At 54.3% G+C, this 16,684-nt stretch carries 14 protein-coding genes; 5 read left to right on the top strand and 9 right to left on the bottom strand.

The features are described 5' to 3' along the window. Positions 1–35: 35 nt before the first annotated feature. Positions 36–1,211 (bottom strand): mannose-6-phosphate isomerase, encoded by a 1,176-nt coding sequence (manA, locus tag AM410_RS20595; protein WP_020884317.1) that lies wholly within the window; start codon positions 1,209–1,211, stop codon positions 36–38. A 197-nt stretch (positions 1,212–1,408) separates the two neighbouring features. Between manA and fumA the strand changes: the two genes are divergently transcribed. Both fumA and fumC read left to right on the top strand, forming a co-directional pair. Further along, positions 1,409–3,055 (top strand): class I fumarate hydratase FumA, encoded by a 1,647-nt coding sequence (gene fumA, locus AM410_RS20590; RefSeq protein ID WP_025204339.1) that lies wholly within the window; start codon positions 1,409–1,411, stop codon positions 3,053–3,055. A 137-nt stretch (positions 3,056–3,192) separates the two neighbouring features. Continuing rightward, entirely contained in the window at positions 3,193–4,587 is a 1,395-nt protein-coding gene (gene fumC / locus AM410_RS20585; RefSeq protein ID WP_073396659.1) for a class II fumarate hydratase, read from the top strand. Here the strand turns inward: fumC and tus are convergent, their stop codons facing one another. The 3 genes from tus to rstA form a co-directional block, all read right to left on the bottom strand. Beyond that, on the bottom strand, positions 4,588–5,517 hold the full coding sequence (tus, locus tag AM410_RS20580) for a DNA replication terminus site-binding protein (protein WP_073396660.1): 930 nt from the start codon (positions 5,515–5,517) through the stop codon (positions 4,588–4,590). 74 nt (positions 5,518–5,591) lie between these two features. Continuing rightward, a complete protein-coding gene (rstB, locus tag AM410_RS20575; protein ID WP_014169816.1) occupies positions 5,592–6,890 on the bottom strand; it encodes a two-component system sensor histidine kinase RstB in 1,299 nt (432 codons plus the stop codon). Positions 6,891–7,375: 485 nt separating this feature from the next. After that, complete coding sequence (gene rstA / locus AM410_RS20565; RefSeq protein WP_025204337.1) at positions 7,376–8,092, bottom strand: two-component system response regulator RstA; 717 nt, start codon at positions 8,090–8,092, stop codon at positions 7,376–7,378. A 128-nt stretch (positions 8,093–8,220) separates the two neighbouring features. On the opposite strand from rstA, the gene AM410_RS20560 reads away from it, so the two are divergent. Beyond that, entirely contained in the window at positions 8,221–8,556 is a 336-nt protein-coding gene (locus AM410_RS20560) for a GlpM family protein (protein ID WP_025204336.1), read from the top strand. Here AM410_RS20560 and folM read toward each other — a convergent pair. The 3 genes from folM to ydgH all read right to left on the bottom strand — a co-directional run bounded on the left by folM (position 8,553) and on the right by ydgH (position 11,828). Next, the gene (gene folM, locus AM410_RS20555; protein ID WP_020884311.1) at positions 8,553–9,275 is read right to left on the bottom strand and encodes a dihydromonapterin reductase; all 723 of its coding nucleotides are present in this window, start codon (positions 9,273–9,275) and stop codon (positions 8,553–8,555) included. The two genes, AM410_RS20560 and folM, sit on opposite strands and share 4 nt — an antisense overlap. Positions 9,276–9,314: 39 nt before the next feature. Continuing rightward, positions 9,315–10,697, bottom strand: a complete 1,383-nt coding sequence (locus tag AM410_RS20550; RefSeq protein WP_020884310.1) for an amino acid permease — start codon at positions 10,695–10,697, stop codon at positions 9,315–9,317. A 186-nt stretch (positions 10,698–10,883) separates the two neighbouring features. Further along, positions 10,884–11,828, bottom strand: a complete 945-nt coding sequence (gene ydgH / locus AM410_RS20540) for a DUF1471 family protein YdgH (protein WP_020884309.1) — start codon at positions 11,826–11,828, stop codon at positions 10,884–10,886. 535 nt (positions 11,829–12,363) lie between these two features. On the opposite strand from ydgH, the gene pntA reads away from it, so the two are divergent. Next, positions 12,364–13,893 (top strand): Re/Si-specific NAD(P)(+) transhydrogenase subunit alpha, encoded by a 1,530-nt coding sequence (gene pntA / locus AM410_RS20530; RefSeq protein ID WP_020884308.1) that lies wholly within the window; start codon positions 12,364–12,366, stop codon positions 13,891–13,893. 10 nt (positions 13,894–13,903) lie between these two features. Then, complete coding sequence (gene pntB, locus AM410_RS20525) at positions 13,904–15,292, top strand: Re/Si-specific NAD(P)(+) transhydrogenase subunit beta (protein ID WP_025204333.1); 1,389 nt, start codon at positions 13,904–13,906, stop codon at positions 15,290–15,292. Between the two features lie 49 nt (positions 15,293–15,341). Here pntB and uspE read toward each other — a convergent pair whose 3' ends face one another. Together uspE and AM410_RS20515 are read right to left on the bottom strand one after the other, a co-directional pair. Then, complete coding sequence (uspE, locus tag AM410_RS20520) at positions 15,342–16,292, bottom strand: universal stress protein UspE (protein WP_014169827.1); 951 nt, start codon at positions 16,290–16,292, stop codon at positions 15,342–15,344. Positions 16,293–16,402: 110 nt separating this feature from the next. Continuing rightward, positions 16,403–16,555: a hypothetical protein gene (locus AM410_RS20515; protein WP_223398027.1), complete on the bottom strand. Its 153-nt coding sequence runs from the start codon at positions 16,553–16,555 to the stop codon at positions 16,403–16,405. Positions 16,556–16,684 lie beyond the last annotated feature (129 nt).

The following is a 16,684-nucleotide window of genomic DNA, read 5'->3' as shown; positions in this document are numbered from 1 at the left end:
GCTTAGCAAGAGTTGTTAAAAAATTCAGTAAGTGCTTATAGCTTATTAAAAACACGCGCCAGACGACCGGTACCGCTCACGCTCACCGGCGACTCGTTTGCCGCTACAAATGCCGATTCGCCTGGCTTGAGCACCAGACGCTCGCCACCTTTATGCAGCGTTGCTTCACCCTCAACGCAGAACAGGATTGCCGCGCTCTCCTGCGCGATGGCGGTTTCTGCCGGGCTCAGGTCATGCAGTGAGAAGGCAAAATCATCCACCGGGATCGGGAAATCCAGCTCCGCACCCTGTTTAACAGGCTGAGTCAACAGGTGATCCGCAGGCTTCGCCTCAAACTTCACGTTGGCAACCAGCTCAGGGATATCAATGTATTTCGGCGTCAGGCCTGCACGCAGTACGTTGTCTGAGTTGGCCATCACCTCCAGCGCCACGCCCTGCAGGTAGGCGTGCGGGGTTTCAGCAAACAGGAACATCGCCTCGCCCGGGTTCAGCTTCACCACGTTCAGCAGCAGAGGGGAGAACAGGCCGCTGTCGTCCGGGTAGAATTCAGAAATCAGGCGGATGGTATCCCACGGCTCACCGTGCTGGCTGTCCAGCGCTGCTTTCAGCACCGCCAGGGCGTGAGATTTCTCTTCTCCCTGCATGTTCAGCAGGCTGGCGAAAAGCTGGCTCAGGCCTTCTGCATTCGGGTTTTCCAGGAAGTGAGCGATCGCGTTGTTAGCACCCGCCACCGGCTGCAGCAGGGAGATAATTTCTGAGAACTCGCGAAACGCGTTCATCGCCAGGAAGGGGGTCAGCGCAAAGACCAGCTCCGGCTTGTGGTTAGGATCTTTGTAGTTACGCTCGGCGGCATCTAACGGAATACCGGCCGCGTTCTCTTTCGCAAAGCCCATCTCAGAGGCTTTTTTATTCGGGTGCACCTGGATGGAGAGCGGCTGGTCGGCGCACAGCACTTTAAACAGGAACGGCAGCTCACCAAAACGGCTGGCAACCTTGTCACCCAGCAGGGTGGCTTTGTCGGCATCAATCACGTCGCGCAGAGAGCGAACCTGGCCGCTTGCGTCTTCAATTTTTGAGCTGCTCTTCGGGTGCGCCCCCATCCACAGTTCTGCCATTGGCAGGTTGTTTGGGTTCGCGATACCGTAGAGATCCGTTAACGCAGTTTTACTTCCCCAGGCGTAGTTTTGCACTGAGTTAATGAGTTTTTGCATTATCAAGCCCTGATTCAATGGTTGAATTAACTCCGGGTATTAAAGCAATAAACCACATGGAAGTAACCTGTGGATGTAAAAAGTCGTACTAGTCTCAGTTTTTGTTAAAAAATTGTGTAGGATAAGCTGACTCGCTTTTAAGCGGGCAGCGGAACATCTGCCCAAATAATCAGACTGAAGCAGTAAGTGAGAGAACAATGTCGAACAAACCCTTTCATTATCAGGATCCTTTCCCCCTCAGTAAGGATCAAACCGAATATTACCTGTTAACCCGCGATCACGTCTCCGTCTCTGAATTCGAAGGGCAGGAGATCCTCAAGGTTGATCCGCAGGCGCTGACGTTACTGGCGCAGCAGGCTTTCCACGACGCCTCGTTTATGCTCCGCCCTGCGCACCAGCAGCAGGTGGCCGATATTCTGAGCGACCCGCAGGCCAGCGAAAACGACAAATACGTCGCCCTGCAGTTCCTGCGTAACTCGGATATCGCGGCGAAGGGTATCTTACCTACCTGCCAGGACACCGGCACGGCCATCATTGTGGGTAAAAAAGGCCAGCGCGTCTGGACCGGCGGCGGCGACGAAGCGGCGCTGGCGCACGGCGTGTACAACACCTACACCGAAGACAACCTGCGCTACTCGCAAAACGCGGCGCTGGATATGTACAAAGAGGTCAACACGGGCACAAACCTGCCTGCGCAGATTGACCTGTATAGCGTGGACGGTGATGAATACAAATTCCTCTGCATCGCCAAAGGTGGCGGTTCAGCGAACAAAACCTATCTCTACCAGGAAACCAAAGCGCTGCTCACACCGGGCAAGCTGAAGAATTACCTGGTTGAGAAAATGCGCACGCTCGGCACCGCTGCCTGCCCGCCGTACCATATTGCCTTTGTGATTGGCGGTACGTCAGCAGAGAGCACCCTGAAAACGGTGAAGCTGGCGTCGACCAAATACTACGACGGCCTGCCTACCGAAGGGAACGAGCACGGCCAGGCGTTCCGCGATGTTCAGCTCGAACAGGAACTGCTGGAAGAAGCGCGTAACCTTGGCCTGGGTGCGCAGTTCGGCGGCAAATATTTTGCCCATGATGTGCGTGTGATCCGTCTGCCGCGCCACGGTGCCTCCTGCCCGGTTGGGATGGGGGTCTCCTGTTCTGCGGATCGTAACATCAAGGCGAAGATCAACCGTGAAGGCGTCTGGATCGAAAAACTGGAGAATAACCCAGGGAAGTACATTCCTGAAGCGTTGCGCAAAGCGGGCGAGGGTGAAGCCGTTCACGTTGACCTGAACCGTCCGATGAAAGAGATTCTGGCGCAGCTGTCTCAGTATCCGGTGTCGACCCGTCTCTCTCTTAACGGAACCATCATCGTTGGTCGTGACATCGCTCACGCGAAACTGAAAGAGCGTCTGGACAACGGTGAAGGGCTGCCGCAGTACATCAAAGATCACCCGATTTACTACGCAGGCCCGGCCAAAACGCCAGAAGGCTACGCCTCTGGCTCGTTAGGCCCGACCACCGCAGGCCGTATGGACTCGTATGTTGACCAGCTGCAGGCCAACGGCGGCAGCATGATCATGCTGGCAAAAGGAAACCGTAGCCAGCAGGTGACGGATGCCTGCCATAAACACGGTGGCTTCTACCTGGGCAGCATCGGCGGTCCGGCTGCCGTACTCGCGCAGGGCAGCATCAAGAGCCTGGAGTGCATTGAATACCCGGAACTGGGTATGGAAGCTATCTGGAAAATTGAAGTGGAAGATTTCCCGGCGTTTATCCTTGTGGATGACAAAGGTAACGACTTCTTCAGGCAGATCCAGTCCTCTCAATGTTCGGCGTGTGTGAAGTAATCTACTATAGCCGGGTGGCGTTCACGTCACCCGGCACATCAAAGAGCGCACAAAGCGCCATATCTTTTCTGTAAAGCAATCAATACTTATCTCTGAAGCATGTGAGCAATCCCGACAGTGTTATCAAGGAGAAAGTAATGACTACGGTACGCCGTGAGAAAGACTCTATGGGCGCGATCGATGTCCCGGCTGACAAGCTATGGGGCGCGCAAACCCAGCGTTCGCTGGAACATTTCCGTATTTCGACCGAGAAAATGCCCGTCTCGCTGATTCAGGCGCTGGCGCTCACTAAACGTGCGGCCGCCAAAGTGAATCAGGATTTAGGCCTGCTGGCGGCAGATAAGGCCACCGCGATTATTACTGCTGCCGATGAAGTGCTGGCCGGCAAGCATCCCGATGAATTCCCCCTCGCCATCTGGCAGACCGGTTCTGGCACCCAGAGCAACATGAATATGAACGAAGTGCTGGCGAACCGGGCAAGCGAACTGCTGGGCGGCGTGCGCGGTATGGAGCGTAAGGTTCACCCGAACGATGACGTAAACAAAAGCCAAAGTTCGAACGACGTCTTCCCGACGGCGATGCACGTGGCGGCGGTGATTGCGCTTCGTGAACATCTGATCCCGCAGCTCAACGTGCTTAAAACCACCCTTGGCGAGAAGGCGCAGGCTTTCAGCGATATCGTCAAAATAGGACGTACTCACCTGCAGGATGCCACGCCGCTGACGCTCGGCCAGGAGATTTCCGGCTGGGTGGCAATGCTAGAACATAACCTCAAGCACATCGAGTACAGCCTGCCGCATCTTGCTGAGCTGGCGCTGGGCGGAACGGCGGTCGGTACGGGGTTAAATACCCATCCGGAATATGCGGTGCGCGTTGCCGACGAGCTGGCGGCCATCACCGGGCAGCCGTTTATCACGGCGCCGAATAAGTTTGAAGCGCTGGCCACCTGTGATGCGCTGGTTCATACCCACGGTGCCCTCAAGGGGCTGGCAGCGTCGTTGATGAAAATCGCCAATGATGTGCGCTGGCTGGCCTCGGGTCCCCGTTGCGGTATCGGTGAAATTAGCATTCCGGAAAACGAGCCGGGTAGCTCAATCATGCCGGGCAAAGTAAACCCGACCCAGTGTGAAGCCATGACCATGCTCTGCTGTCAGGTAATGGGTAACGACGTTGCCGTTAACATGGGCGGCGCATCCGGTAACTTTGAGCTGAACGTCTATCGCCCGATGGTGATTCACAACGTGCTTCAGTCCATACGCCTGCTGGCGGACGGTATGGAGAGTTTCAACGAGCACTGTGCGTCAGGCATTGAGCCAAACCGCGAGCGCATCAGCCAGTTGCTCAATGAGTCGTTGATGCTGGTGACTGCGCTGAATACCCATATCGGCTACGACAAAGCCGCCGAGATTGCGAAAAAAGCGCATAAAGAGGGGCTGACGCTGAAAGCCTCCGCTCTGGCATTGGGTTACCTGACGGAGGCTGAGTTTGATGCATGGGTACGCCCGGAATCGATGGTCGGCAGCCTGAAATAATCACTGCGCCACATACAGGTGCAGCCGCGGAATAATCAGCTGCAGCGGTTGCGCCTGAGGTCTGTAACGATGCTGGACATTTTCAGCATCGTAATTCAGCAGTTCGCCAATATCCGGCACAATGGCCCCCTGATCGGCATCATAAAGTGCGATCAGCGGCGTTGGGCAGGCATACTGTACCTGCTTTTGCTGGCCGGAATACCAGACGCGCGCGATAGGCTGCACCTTCACCGGACGCTTAATCTTAAGCCGGGTATCCACCGGCAGTGAGGCGATGCTGTGGTACTCCTGCTCAAGCCGTTCAATCCACTGCTCGCGTGACCACGGTGCGACAGTCCGCGGTGCCTTAAGACTCTTTTCCAGCTGTGCCAGAATTTCATCCCGGGTGAAGTTTTTAATGATGTGCTTGTTGGCCCAGCCGAAGCGAAGCGTGGCGGGATGACGTAGTACCGTCAGCGTACGGTAGGCATTCAGGGTGATCAATCCCGGTAGCTGTCGGTGTACCCATTCAAAACGGGCGGCAGGGGCCAGACCCGACTCTTCAGTAATGATCTTTTCAAACGTCGCCTTAAGCGTGTTGATATGCGCAATCTGGTTTTCCAGCGTTTCTCGCGTTGTTGCATCGGTTTGCAGGCAGATTACGCCCGGCAGACGAACGGCCGCCTTACTGCTGCGGTTTTCTGACTGCTGCTGGATAAACAGGCGACGGTAGTGTCGCAGCGTCAGTTCCAGCGCCGCTTTGCCGATATGCTGCTGTACCTCTATGGTTTCCAGCGGGTCGTGTTCAGCGCCTTTCACCACATCCGGCAGGGTAAAGACGCGCGCGGCTAACAGACGGCAGGTCTGCAAACGTTCGGTCAGGGTCAGTAACTCGTGTTCAATGTCGCGGAACGTGCTGTTCAGCCTTTCGATGAGATCGTACGTCGCCATGATAACTCTTCATTAGTTACAACATACTTATCATATAGCACAGCACGCCGGGTCAGGCCAGCGTGCGATAAAGGTCAGGCAGGGACGGGAAGGGTGATGTTGTGATATACCGGCCAGCTAAAGCAGAAGCGCGCGCCGCCGAGTGCGCTCTCTTCACAATGCACCGTGCCGCCCATCGCCTGCGCAATGGAGTAAACAATTGCCAGCCCGAGGCCACATCCCCCCGTGGCACGATCGCGGCTGGGGTCGAGGCGTACAAACGGCTCAAACACCGTTTCACGTGCTTCCGGGGCGATGCCCGGTCCGTCGTCCTCAACCGTCAGACAGGCCTGACTACCCTGTAAATCTAAGCCAATCTGCAGCGTGCTCTCGCTATAGCGCATGGCGTTGTTCATCAGATTATCCAGCACACGTTCCATCAGACGCATATCCAGTGCGCCATAATCGCCGGGCGTGACGTGTGTCAGCAGGGTACGTTGCGGGTTTACGCTCTGGACATCATCAATATGGGTTTGTAACCAGCCGGGCAGGTCCGGCGTACTGAGGTTCAGTTCGTTTTGCGGGCGATCGAGGCGCGCGTAGGTCAGGAGCTCCTCAATGAGGCCCTCAAGCTGACCAATGTCGCGGTTCAGCGCCTGAGACTCGGCCTCCGTCAGGTTTTCGCTCATCTCCAGCCGATAGCGCAGGCGCACCAGCGGCGTACGCAGCTCGTGAGCAATTCCGTCAATGAGCTGTTTTTTACTGATAATCAGCGCATTGATGTTATCGGCCATCTGGTTAAACGCCACGCCAAGACGCTCGAAGCTGGAACCGCTGTCGAAGTGAATGCGCTCGGTAAAATGCCCGTCACCAAAACGCTGCGCAGCAGATTCCAGTTTCAGCATGTCCTGCCAGTGTGGCCTCATCCAGATAAAGACCGGGAAAGCGAGCGAAATGGCAATGAAAGCCAGCAGGGCAAGGTCCAGCAGGCGCATCTGGTGCAGATAATAGAGATAAGGTACCGGCCCCACGGCCAGAACGTAATGGCTCCGTGGAATGCGCTGGATAAAGGTATATTTCTCATCCAGCGCCACAATGTCCCCGTCACGCAGTCGCTGCATGGCGGGTGGCTCTAAATCGAAATCCTTCATTGGCTCGATGCGCAGATCAAACGACAGGTTCAGATCCAGCTCTTTTAAGGTCTTGGCCCAGTCGTGTGGCGGGATCTCACGCAGCTCGCTGCGCATCAGGTAGAGCGAGCTTTTCATTAAATCATCCAGTGACTGCCTGCCCGCACGTTCGGCGGTGAATTTATAGACCAGCCCAACCAGCATGGTCATCACCAGGAAGCAGACAAACAGCAGGAGGTAAAACTGTACGAACAGCTTTTTCATTCAATCTCACCGAAAATCAATACGTTAACAACCTGCGTCGAAGACAAACACGCAAACCCAAACTAGTTACACATACCGCTCGGTTTTTTACGGGGCCCGCATTGTGAGTAATCCCACAGAACGTACCCTTTTGATTTCATACAGTCTTCTATTTTTTTGATCCTGGAATCCTGCTGTTCTATCGTTTCGCCCGGCAGCAGGCGGTTACGACTGAAGTTTTCGTCCCATGAATTGAGAGAATACTTTCGATCAACGCCGCAGGCGTACAAATCCTCACGGCGTTGTTGCACATTGGTATGGCCCGGGGTCCAGGGATTCTGGATAGTCTGAATATACGGAACATAGTCATAATTACTTGAATCCATATCTGCGACAACGCATCCGGTTAACCCAAAACAGCAGATCAGGCTGAGTGTTCTTATTTTATGCAACTGTCAGACCTCGTCTGCGTAATGTTTTAAACAGTGTCGTTCGGGGAACCGGCATCAGGTTTCCCAGGCGTGAGGCGCGAACAGATAGCCCTTGTTACGCACGGTTTTAATGCGGTACGGCTCAGTGGCATTATCCTGCAGTTTTTTACGCAGGCGCGAAATAGCCACGTCAACGCTGCGATCCATTCCGTCGTAGCTGACGCCGCGCAGGTTTTTCAGTAATGCATCGCGATCCATGATCTGCCCGGCGTGGGTTGCCAGTTCCCAGAGCAGGTCAAAATCTGCGGTGGAAAGGGCGATAAGCTCGCCAGAAAGCAGAACCTGACGGTTAATCGGATCAATAGACAAGGTACCAAAACGCATCGCTTTGTGCGGGGTCAGTGACTGAGCAGGCGCTTCTCGTTCAACGCTGGCACGCTGGCGTAAATGAAGGCGCAGACGAGCAAGGAGGACGGCAGGGGGCGTGGTTTTCAGAATGTAGTCATTGGCACCCATTTCGAGTGACAAAATATGGTTCATGTCGCTGTCCAGCGAGGTCAACAGCACGATAGGGCCCTCCCACCGGGCGCGCAGATCGCGGCAGACCGTCATGCCATCTTTGCCGGGCAGCATAATGTCCAGCAGCACCAGGTCCGGGTTTTCACGTAAGACCACCTCTTCGGCACGATCGCCACGAGGCTCAACAATGACGTCCATATCATGCTTACCCAGATAGGCGGCGATCAATTGCCCCACTTCGGGCTCGTCTTCAACATAAACAATCTTATTCATACAACGTCTGTTATCGTGAAAAAAGCCAACATACACCGCACAACCTTAACGTTCCATTAATCTTTCATAATTAACGCCAGTTCCGTTATTCTGGCTCATATTGTTATTTGATTGTTATAGGGAAAAAGATGGGGCTGGTGATAAAAGCCGCGTTGGGTGCGCTGGTGGTGTTACTGATTGGTGTTCTGGCTAAAACCAGGAATTATTATATTGCCGGGCTGATCCCACTCTTCCCGACCTTTGCGTTAATAGCGCACTATATTGTCGCCTCAGAACGAGGCACGGAAGCATTGCGTACGACCATCGTGTTCGGGATGTGGTCGATCATCCCTTATTTTCTTTATCTGCTTTCGCTGTGGTACTTCACCGGTTTTATGCGACTTCCCCTGGCGCTGAGCGGGGCCGTTGTCTGCTGGGGGCTCAGCGCCTGGGTGCTTATCTTCTTCTGGAGCCGCTTTCACTAGCGCAGCGGTCGACCGCCGTCCACGGCAAAGGTTCTGCCAGTGACGTAGCAACTGGTGAGCAGATAATCGATAAGATCGATAACCTCTTTTTCACCTGGCGCAATTTTCATCAGCGATTTATTCAGCGCCTGCTGGCGATACTCCGCATCATCGTCTTCGTTGAATAAAATCATCGCCGGGGCGATGGCGTTCACCTTAACTTCAGGGGCAAGTTTACGGGCGAACGAGCGCGTCATGTTATCGAGTGCGGCTTTACTGGCCGCATAGGCGATGTGCTTGTCGCTGCCGCGCTCCACGACGTAATCGGTGAAATGAATAATATCACCCGCCGCATGTCCGTGACCACGCAGCAGGTCGAGCAGGGCATGGTTCAGCAGATAGGGCGCATTGACGTGGATCTGCAGCATGCAGGAGAGCGTTTCGCTGAGTGGCGTACCGGATTTTTCGGGAAGCCAGGCGCTGGCATTATGGATAATGGCGCGCAGCCCGGGAGTGGTAGATTTCACTTTATCAGCGAAGGCCAGAATACCGTCATCGGTTGAGAAATCGGCCTGAATGCAGATCGCACCGGCTTTGCGTAGCCCCTCAATCGAGGGATATTCGCTGCGGTAACTGATGATGACCGGATGGCGAAGATTGAGAAAGTGATGGGCAAGGGCGAGGCCGATACGACGGCCTCCACCAGTAATCAGTATTGGGCGTTGCTGCGCGTTTCCCATCGTGTTCTCCTTTTCAGTTCAACAATGGGAAAGGCGATTCTATCCCATTAACATCCAGGTTGCCGGTACGGCAGCAACCAGTAACAGCCCGATTAAGGCCATCTCACGGCGTCTAAGCGCGTTCTCTAACTGATGCGTGCGGCGGGCGTAGATAAACACCAGCAGACCCGGTGCATACAACACCACCGACAGCAGCAGATGCATAGGCCCGGAAGCATACAACAACCACAGGCCGTAAATACAGGCTCCGACACCCACCACATAGTGCGCCGGACGTGTGGCGATTTTTAACAGATATGCACCCACTAAGAAATAGGGTACCAGAATCATCTCCGAGGCGATGGTCAGCAGAGTGTTATAGTCTGAACCTGTGAGCCAGATCAGCACCAGACAGACCTGAACGCTGATGTTGGTCAGCCAGAGTGAGGCCGACGGCGCGCTGTTTTTGTTTTGACGAGCAAACAGGCGTGGAAATGCTTTGTGCGTTGCGGCCAGGAACGGCACTTCTGCCGCCATAATGGTCCAGCTCAGGTACGCGCCGCACACGGAGATAATCAGCCCCGCGGCAATCACCACGTCACCCCACGGTCCGAACATTTTCACCATCAGGCCCGCCATCGACGGGTTACGCATTTCGGCCAGTTCAGGACGCGCGACCACCCCCAGCGACAGCAGTGTCACCATCAGATACACGCCCAGCGCCGCCAGTACCGCCAGCAGCGTGGCGCGACCCACATCGCGCTTATTCCGCGCCCGGGCAGAGACCACGACGGCCCCTTCAACACCGATGAAAACCCACAGGGTGATCAGCATGGTGTTTTTGACCTGCTCCCAGACCGGTACGCCCAGAGCGACACCGCTGAAATCGAGACTGAACACATCGAGACGGAACGCCATAAAGGCCAGCACGATAAACAGGCCGAGCGGAACCAGTTTGGCCAGGGTTGCCACCAGGTTAATGCTGGCCGCCGTCTGTACGCCACGTAGAATCAGCCAGTGAACAACCCACAGCAGTACCGAAGCGCCCACAATGGACTGCCAGGTATTGCCGTCGCCAAAGAACCGCAGTTCAGGGGTATCGGTAAAGAAACTGAGCGCCGAAAAGACGATCACCAGGTAGGAGACGTTTGCGATGACCGCACACAGCCAGTAGCCCCATGCGGAACAGAAGCCAATCAGTTCGCCGAAACCTTCACGGGCGTAAGTGAAAATCCCCCCATCCAGATCCGGGCGGATGCGGGTCAGCAGCAGCATTGCGAACGCCAGCAGCAAAATCCCGGCACCCGTGATGCCCCACCCTATAAGCAGTGCGGCAGGGCTTGCGACCGCCGCCATATTCTGCGGTAAGCTGAACACGCCCGCACCCAGCATTGAGCTCAAAACGAGTGCAGTCAAAGCACTCAGGCCTAGTTTCTTTTCCATTGGCTTCCTGTTATGAAAGGTCCAAATCCAGAATAATTATTTCGCACAGGCGCATAAAAATGGTGGATCACACTAAGGCGCGGGATTTTACGGAGTGTCACGAAAGCATGCAATGACGTGGGGCCGAATTTCAAAAAAAAGTAACAAAAAAAGGCGGCATTGCGCCGCCTCGGGTCAACCGTTCTGTTACTTGTACAGGTCGGCGCTGATGGTCACGTTGTTACCACGTTCCTGCCACTGGCGGGTGATGTGGTAATACTTCGCCCCTTTCTTCGCCGCACGTTTCGCGACCTGATAAGAGACTTCCGTCATGTTGCCGTAGTTGCCGGTAAATTTAATGCTGTCGAACGGCACCATCTGCGCTGCAGTGGCTTTGTTCAGCTCTTCAATTTTGGTTCCGTCTGGCAGGGTAACGGAGTAACGGCCACCTTTGGTGGATTGCGTTTCGAAGAAACGGCCCACTTCAGCGCTTGGTGCGGCAGAGGTGGCTACGCCTGGAATTTCCACTTTCTTCGCTTCTTCGCCGCCTTTCGCTATCGCCGCACGACCCGCTTCAGAATCAGCAGGAATAGCGTCCGGGCTTTGCAGAACGCGTTTCTTCGCATCTTCTTTATAGATGAACGCGGTAATGCGCTGGTTGCCACCCTGGTTAGCATCGACCTGACGCACGATAAAGAAAGAGTACGCGCCTTTTTCTTTTGCGGCTTTGGTGATGGCATCATTCACTTCAGGCTGGCTGCGATAGAAGCCCTGCACGGTGACGGTGTCATAAGGTTCCAGCTCAATCGCCTGATCTTTTGGTAATTCAACGACGCCGTTAATCACGCGGTTTTTCGGTGCGTCAGCTTTCGGCGCATTGTCTTTATACAGCGCAATGGTCACGCGCTGGTTACCGCTGTTGCCGGAGTCAGACTGATCAACAACGTAAAACGAGGCCGCACCGTTTTTATCGGCGGCTTTTGATGCGGCGGCGACGGCATCGCCAATAGAATTATAACGACCCACAATGACCGTATGGTCAAAAGGTTTTAACGCTGCCGCTTGCTCCGGCGTTAACTCTGTCGCGGCATTCGCAGACAGGGCGGTCGCGGAGAGAAGTGCGGACGCCAGGAGTGTGTTCTTAAGCTTCATAAAAATAATCCTTCGCCTTGCGCAAACCATGTACTGGTATTGTTGTTAATTTGAGACGGTCCCGATTATGGCATTTAAAACCCGTCGCTGTCTGCGCCATTTTTCACAGCCTGTGCTCACTGAATCATCTGATTTGATAACATTTAGTGATATGTTGAAAAAACAGGCGTCTGACAAGCAAAACTGATAAAGCTTATGACTTTTACAAGTTAATTTAATGTTAATAAGTTGTTCTCTAATGGCGCTATATCATGTTTTTACCGCTTCGCTTGCGCTATTTATCGGTCTCAGCGATGAATTTAAGGTAAATATCACTGTCAGCGACGCAGATCACTTATTTTTCACAGATAAAGTAAGAAATAGTGTTTTCTGGCGGTAGATCACGGGCGTTATTTTCAGTAGGTTATAGAAAGTTTGTTACTGTTTTATTTTCTGGGGTTAATCATATGTCGTCGCTGTCCTGCTGGCGAAAGTTGATACAAACCGCGGGCATTTATCGACAAACCATCATCAAAAACCGATGGAAGGGAAAACTATGCGTATTGGGGTACCAAAAGAACGGTTAGCCAATGAAACCCGCGTAGCGGCAACACCGAAAACGGTGGAGCAACTGCTTAAACTGGGTTTTACCGTCGCAGTTGAACGCGGCGCGGGCAAACTGGCGAGTTTCGATGACGAGGCCTTTATTCAGGCTGGCGCGGAAGTGGTGGACGGTGCTGAAGTCTGGCAGTCGCCCGTTATTCTCAAGGTTAATGCGCCGGAAGAGAGCGAGATTGAACTGCTGAATCCTGGCACGACGCTGGTGAGCTTCATCTGGCCTGCACAGAATCCTGAGTTGATGGAGAAGCTGGCAGCACGTGGCGTGACCGTGATGGCCATGGACTCCGTGCCGCGTATTTCGCGCGCGCAGTCGCTGGATGCCTTAAGTTCCATGGCGAATATCGCCGGTTACCGCGCGATTGTTGAGGCGGCGCATGAGTTTGGTCGCTTCTTTACCGGTCAGATCACCGCGGCAGGGAAAGTGCCTCCCGCGAAAGTGATGGTGATTGGCGCGGGCGTGGCGGGTCTTGCGGCTATCGGTGCGGCAAACAGCCTGGGCGCTATCGTACGCGCTTTTGACACCCGTCCTGAAGTAAAAGAACAAGTACAAAGTATGGGTGCCGAATTCCTTGAGCTGGACTTCAAGGAAGAAGCGGGCAGCGGTGACGGTTACGCGAAGGTCATGTCCGAAGCCTTTATCAAAGCGGAAATGGAACTCTTCGCCGCGCAGGCAAAAGATGTCGACATCATTGTCACTACCGCGCTTATCCCCGGTAAACCCGCGCCGAAGCTGATTACCCGTGAGATGGTTGACTCAATGAAGTCGGGCAGCGTGATCGTCGACCTGGCGTCGCAGAACGGTGGCAACTGTGAATACACCGTGCCAAATCAGGTGACCACAACTGCTAACGGCGTGAAGGTGATCGGGTATACCGATTTGCCGGGCCGTCTGCCAACCCAGTCTTCTCAGCTGTACGGTACCAACCTTGTTAACCTGCTGAAACTGCTCTGCAAAGAGAAAGACGGCAACATCACCGTTGATTTTGACGATGTTGTTGTGCGTGGCGTAACGGTGGTGCGTGAAGGCGAAATCACCTGGCCTGCGCCACCGATTCAGGTTTCCGCGCAGCCTCAGGCTGCACCGAAAGCGGCACCTGAGCCTAAAGAGCCAGCTAAACCGGCTTCTCCGTGGCGCAAGTACGCGATCATGGCGCTGGTCATTATTCTGTTTGGCTGGCTGGCAGACGTCGCGCCGAAAGAATTCCTCGGCCACTTTACCGTCTTCGCGCTCTCGTGTGTGGTGGGGTACTACGTCGTGTGGAATGTCTCCCATGCGCTGCATACGCCACTGATGTCGGTCACTAACGCCATCTCCGGGATTATCGTGGTCGGGGCGCTGCTGCAGATTGGCCACGGCGGCTGGGTAAGCTTCCTGAGCTTTATCGCGGTGCTGATCGCCAGTATCAATATTTTCGGTGGGTTCACCGTGACTCAGCGCATGCTGAAAATGTTTCGTAAAGGCTAAGGGGTAGCATATGTCTGGAGGATTAGTCACAGCCGCATACATTGTTGCTGCAATCCTGTTTATTTTCAGTCTGGCGGGACTTTCCAAACACGAAACGTCTCAGCAGGGAAATAACTTTGGTATCGCCGGGATGGCGATTGCGCTGATTGCCACCATCTTCGGGCCGGACACCGGCAACGTTGCATGGATCCTGGTGGCGATGATTATCGGTGGCGCGATTGGTATTCGCCTGGCGAAACGCGTTGAAATGACCGAGATGCCGGAGCTGGTGGCCATTCTGCACAGCTTCGTGGGGCTGGCGGCGGTGCTGGTGGGCTTCAACAGCTACCTGTACCACACACCCGGTCTGGAACCGATTCTGGTCAACATCCATCTGACGGAAGTGTTCCTCGGCATCTTCATTGGTGCGGTGACCTTCACCGGCTCAATTGTCGCGTTCGGCAAACTGCGCGGTAAGATCTCTTCTAAACCGCTGATGCTGCCAAACCGTCACAAGCTGAACCTGGCGGCGCTGGTCGTGTCCTTTGTGCTGCTGGTGGTCTTCGTGCGCACTGAAAGCGTGGGCCTGCAGGTGCTGGCGTTACTGGTGATGACCCTGATTGCTCTGGCCTTTGGCTGGCACCTGGTGGCCTCCATTGGTGGTGCCGATATGCCAGTGGTTGTCTCCATGCTGAACTCCTACTCCGGTTGGGCCGCGGCGGCAGCTGGCTTCATGCTGAGCAACGATCTGTTGATCGTCACCGGTGCGCTGGTCGGTTCTTCTGGTGCGATCCTGTCTTACATCATGTGTAAGGCGATGAACCGTTCGTTTATCAGCGTTATCGCGGGTGGCTTTGGTTCTGACGGCTCCTCAACCGGTTCTGACGAAGAAGTGGGTGAGCACCGTGAGATCACCGCGGAAGATACCGCAGAGATGCTGAAAAACTCACACTCGGTCATCATTACCCCAGGCTACGGCATGGCGGTGGCACAGGCTCAGTATCCGGTTGCGGAGATCACCGAGAAGCTGCGTGCGCGTGGTATCAAGGTTCGCTTTGGCATTCACCCGGTAGCGGGGCGTTTGCCAGGCCACATGAACGTGCTGCTGGCGGAAGCGAAAGTGCCTTACGACATCGTGCTGGAGATGGATGAGATCAACGATGATTTCACCGATACCGACACCGTCCTGGTTATTGGTGCCAACGACACCGTTAACCCGGCGGCGCAGGACGATCCGCGTAGCCCAATCGCCGGTATGCCGGTTCTGGAAGTGTGGAAGGCGCAGAACGTGATTGTCTTCAAACGTTCCATGAACACCGGTTATGCAGGGGTTCAGAACCCGCTGTTCTTCAAAGAGAACACGCACATGCTGTTTGGCGATGCAAAAGCCAGTGTCGATGCGATTCTGAAATCGCTGTAAATCAGCGACAAAAAAACCGCCGGAAACGGCGGTTTTTTTATGTCTGAACTTAGTCGTCTTCCGGGTCGTCCAGTTCAACCGGTGTCTGATACTCATCCGGCTTGATGACCAGCAGGTCACAGCGCAGATGGTCGATCACCTGTTCGGCGGTATTGCCCAGGAATGCGGCAGAAATACCGGTCCGGCCAATGGTACCCAGTACCACAATCCCCGCCTGCAGATGTTCTGCTAAATCCGGGATCACCTCTTCAGGCAACCCTTTTTCCACATGTGTCATTTTCTCATCGATGCTGAATTTCTGGCGTAACGCCTTCATGGCCAGCAGGTGCTGCCCCCGGATCGCATCGTTATACACGCTCGGGTCAAATTCAGGCAGCTCGATAGCAATATTAATCGGTGTTACCGGGTAAGCGCCCACCAGATGGACTTCAGTGTGGTTAACCTGCTCGGCAAGTTGGATCGTCTCCTTGACCAGCTTTTCATTGAGCGAATTGTGGTAATCCTCCTCGCTCGCCAGGTTGACCGCCACGACGGCCTTGCCGCCTTCTGGCCACGGCTGGTCTTTTACCATCCACACCGGGCAAGGGCATTTACGCAGCAGGTGCCAGTCGGTAGGGGTAAAGATCACGGATTCCAGCTTGTCATGCTGGTGCGCCATTTTCAGCAACAGGTCGTGCCCACCGGCGACCACTTCCTGGATAATGGCTTCGAAAGGTCGGTTATGCCAGACCACTTTAATATCGATAGGAACACCCGCTTCCAGGTAATATTTGGCCTGTTCACGGATCCACGCGGTACGCTGGCTGATCACTCCCTGACGCATTGCGGTGCGTTCGTCAGGCGACAGAAGGGTGGTCATCTCATAAGAGAAGTCATAGATCGGCAAAAACGCTTTGATTTTGCCACCAATCCGTTGATGTAGATACACAGCACGTCGTAATGCCGGCTGATCGTCCTGGTTAGGATCGATAGCCACCAGCATGTTTTGATACTTTGCCATACAGGTCTCCTTACTACTGTCACCACAGTCTGTAATTAAAAGAGTAACCTATATATCTTGAATGAAACAGGGGGGAAGTTTTTGTCAGATCAATAAATCATGAAAATCTGTCACAGAAAAAGAACCGTTGTCGTTACCGCGATAAAGGCAATCAACAGCAGTACCATCACCGCAATCGCAAACGTCGTTGAATCCTGTACATAGGTTTTTTCTTCACCCTTCATTGGCCCGACAAGCATGATCCAGATGAATATGAAGGTCACTGAGGCGATAACGACTGAAACGAAAAATAAACTTTCTCTCAATTCATAACCTCAACAAGAACCTTTCAGGGACTGAGTGGGGCGGTGCCAGGGAAACGTGGTGAAACGGAAGTGGTGACGTACCAGACC

The sequence above is a fragment of the Enterobacter cloacae complex sp. FDA-CDC-AR_0164 genome (genome assembly GCF_003071645.1).
Lineage (GTDB): Bacteria > Pseudomonadota > Gammaproteobacteria > Enterobacterales > Enterobacteriaceae > Enterobacter > Enterobacter ludwigii.
Note: the sequence above shows the minus strand (reverse complement) of the source record. Positions and strands in the feature narration are given on the sequence as shown.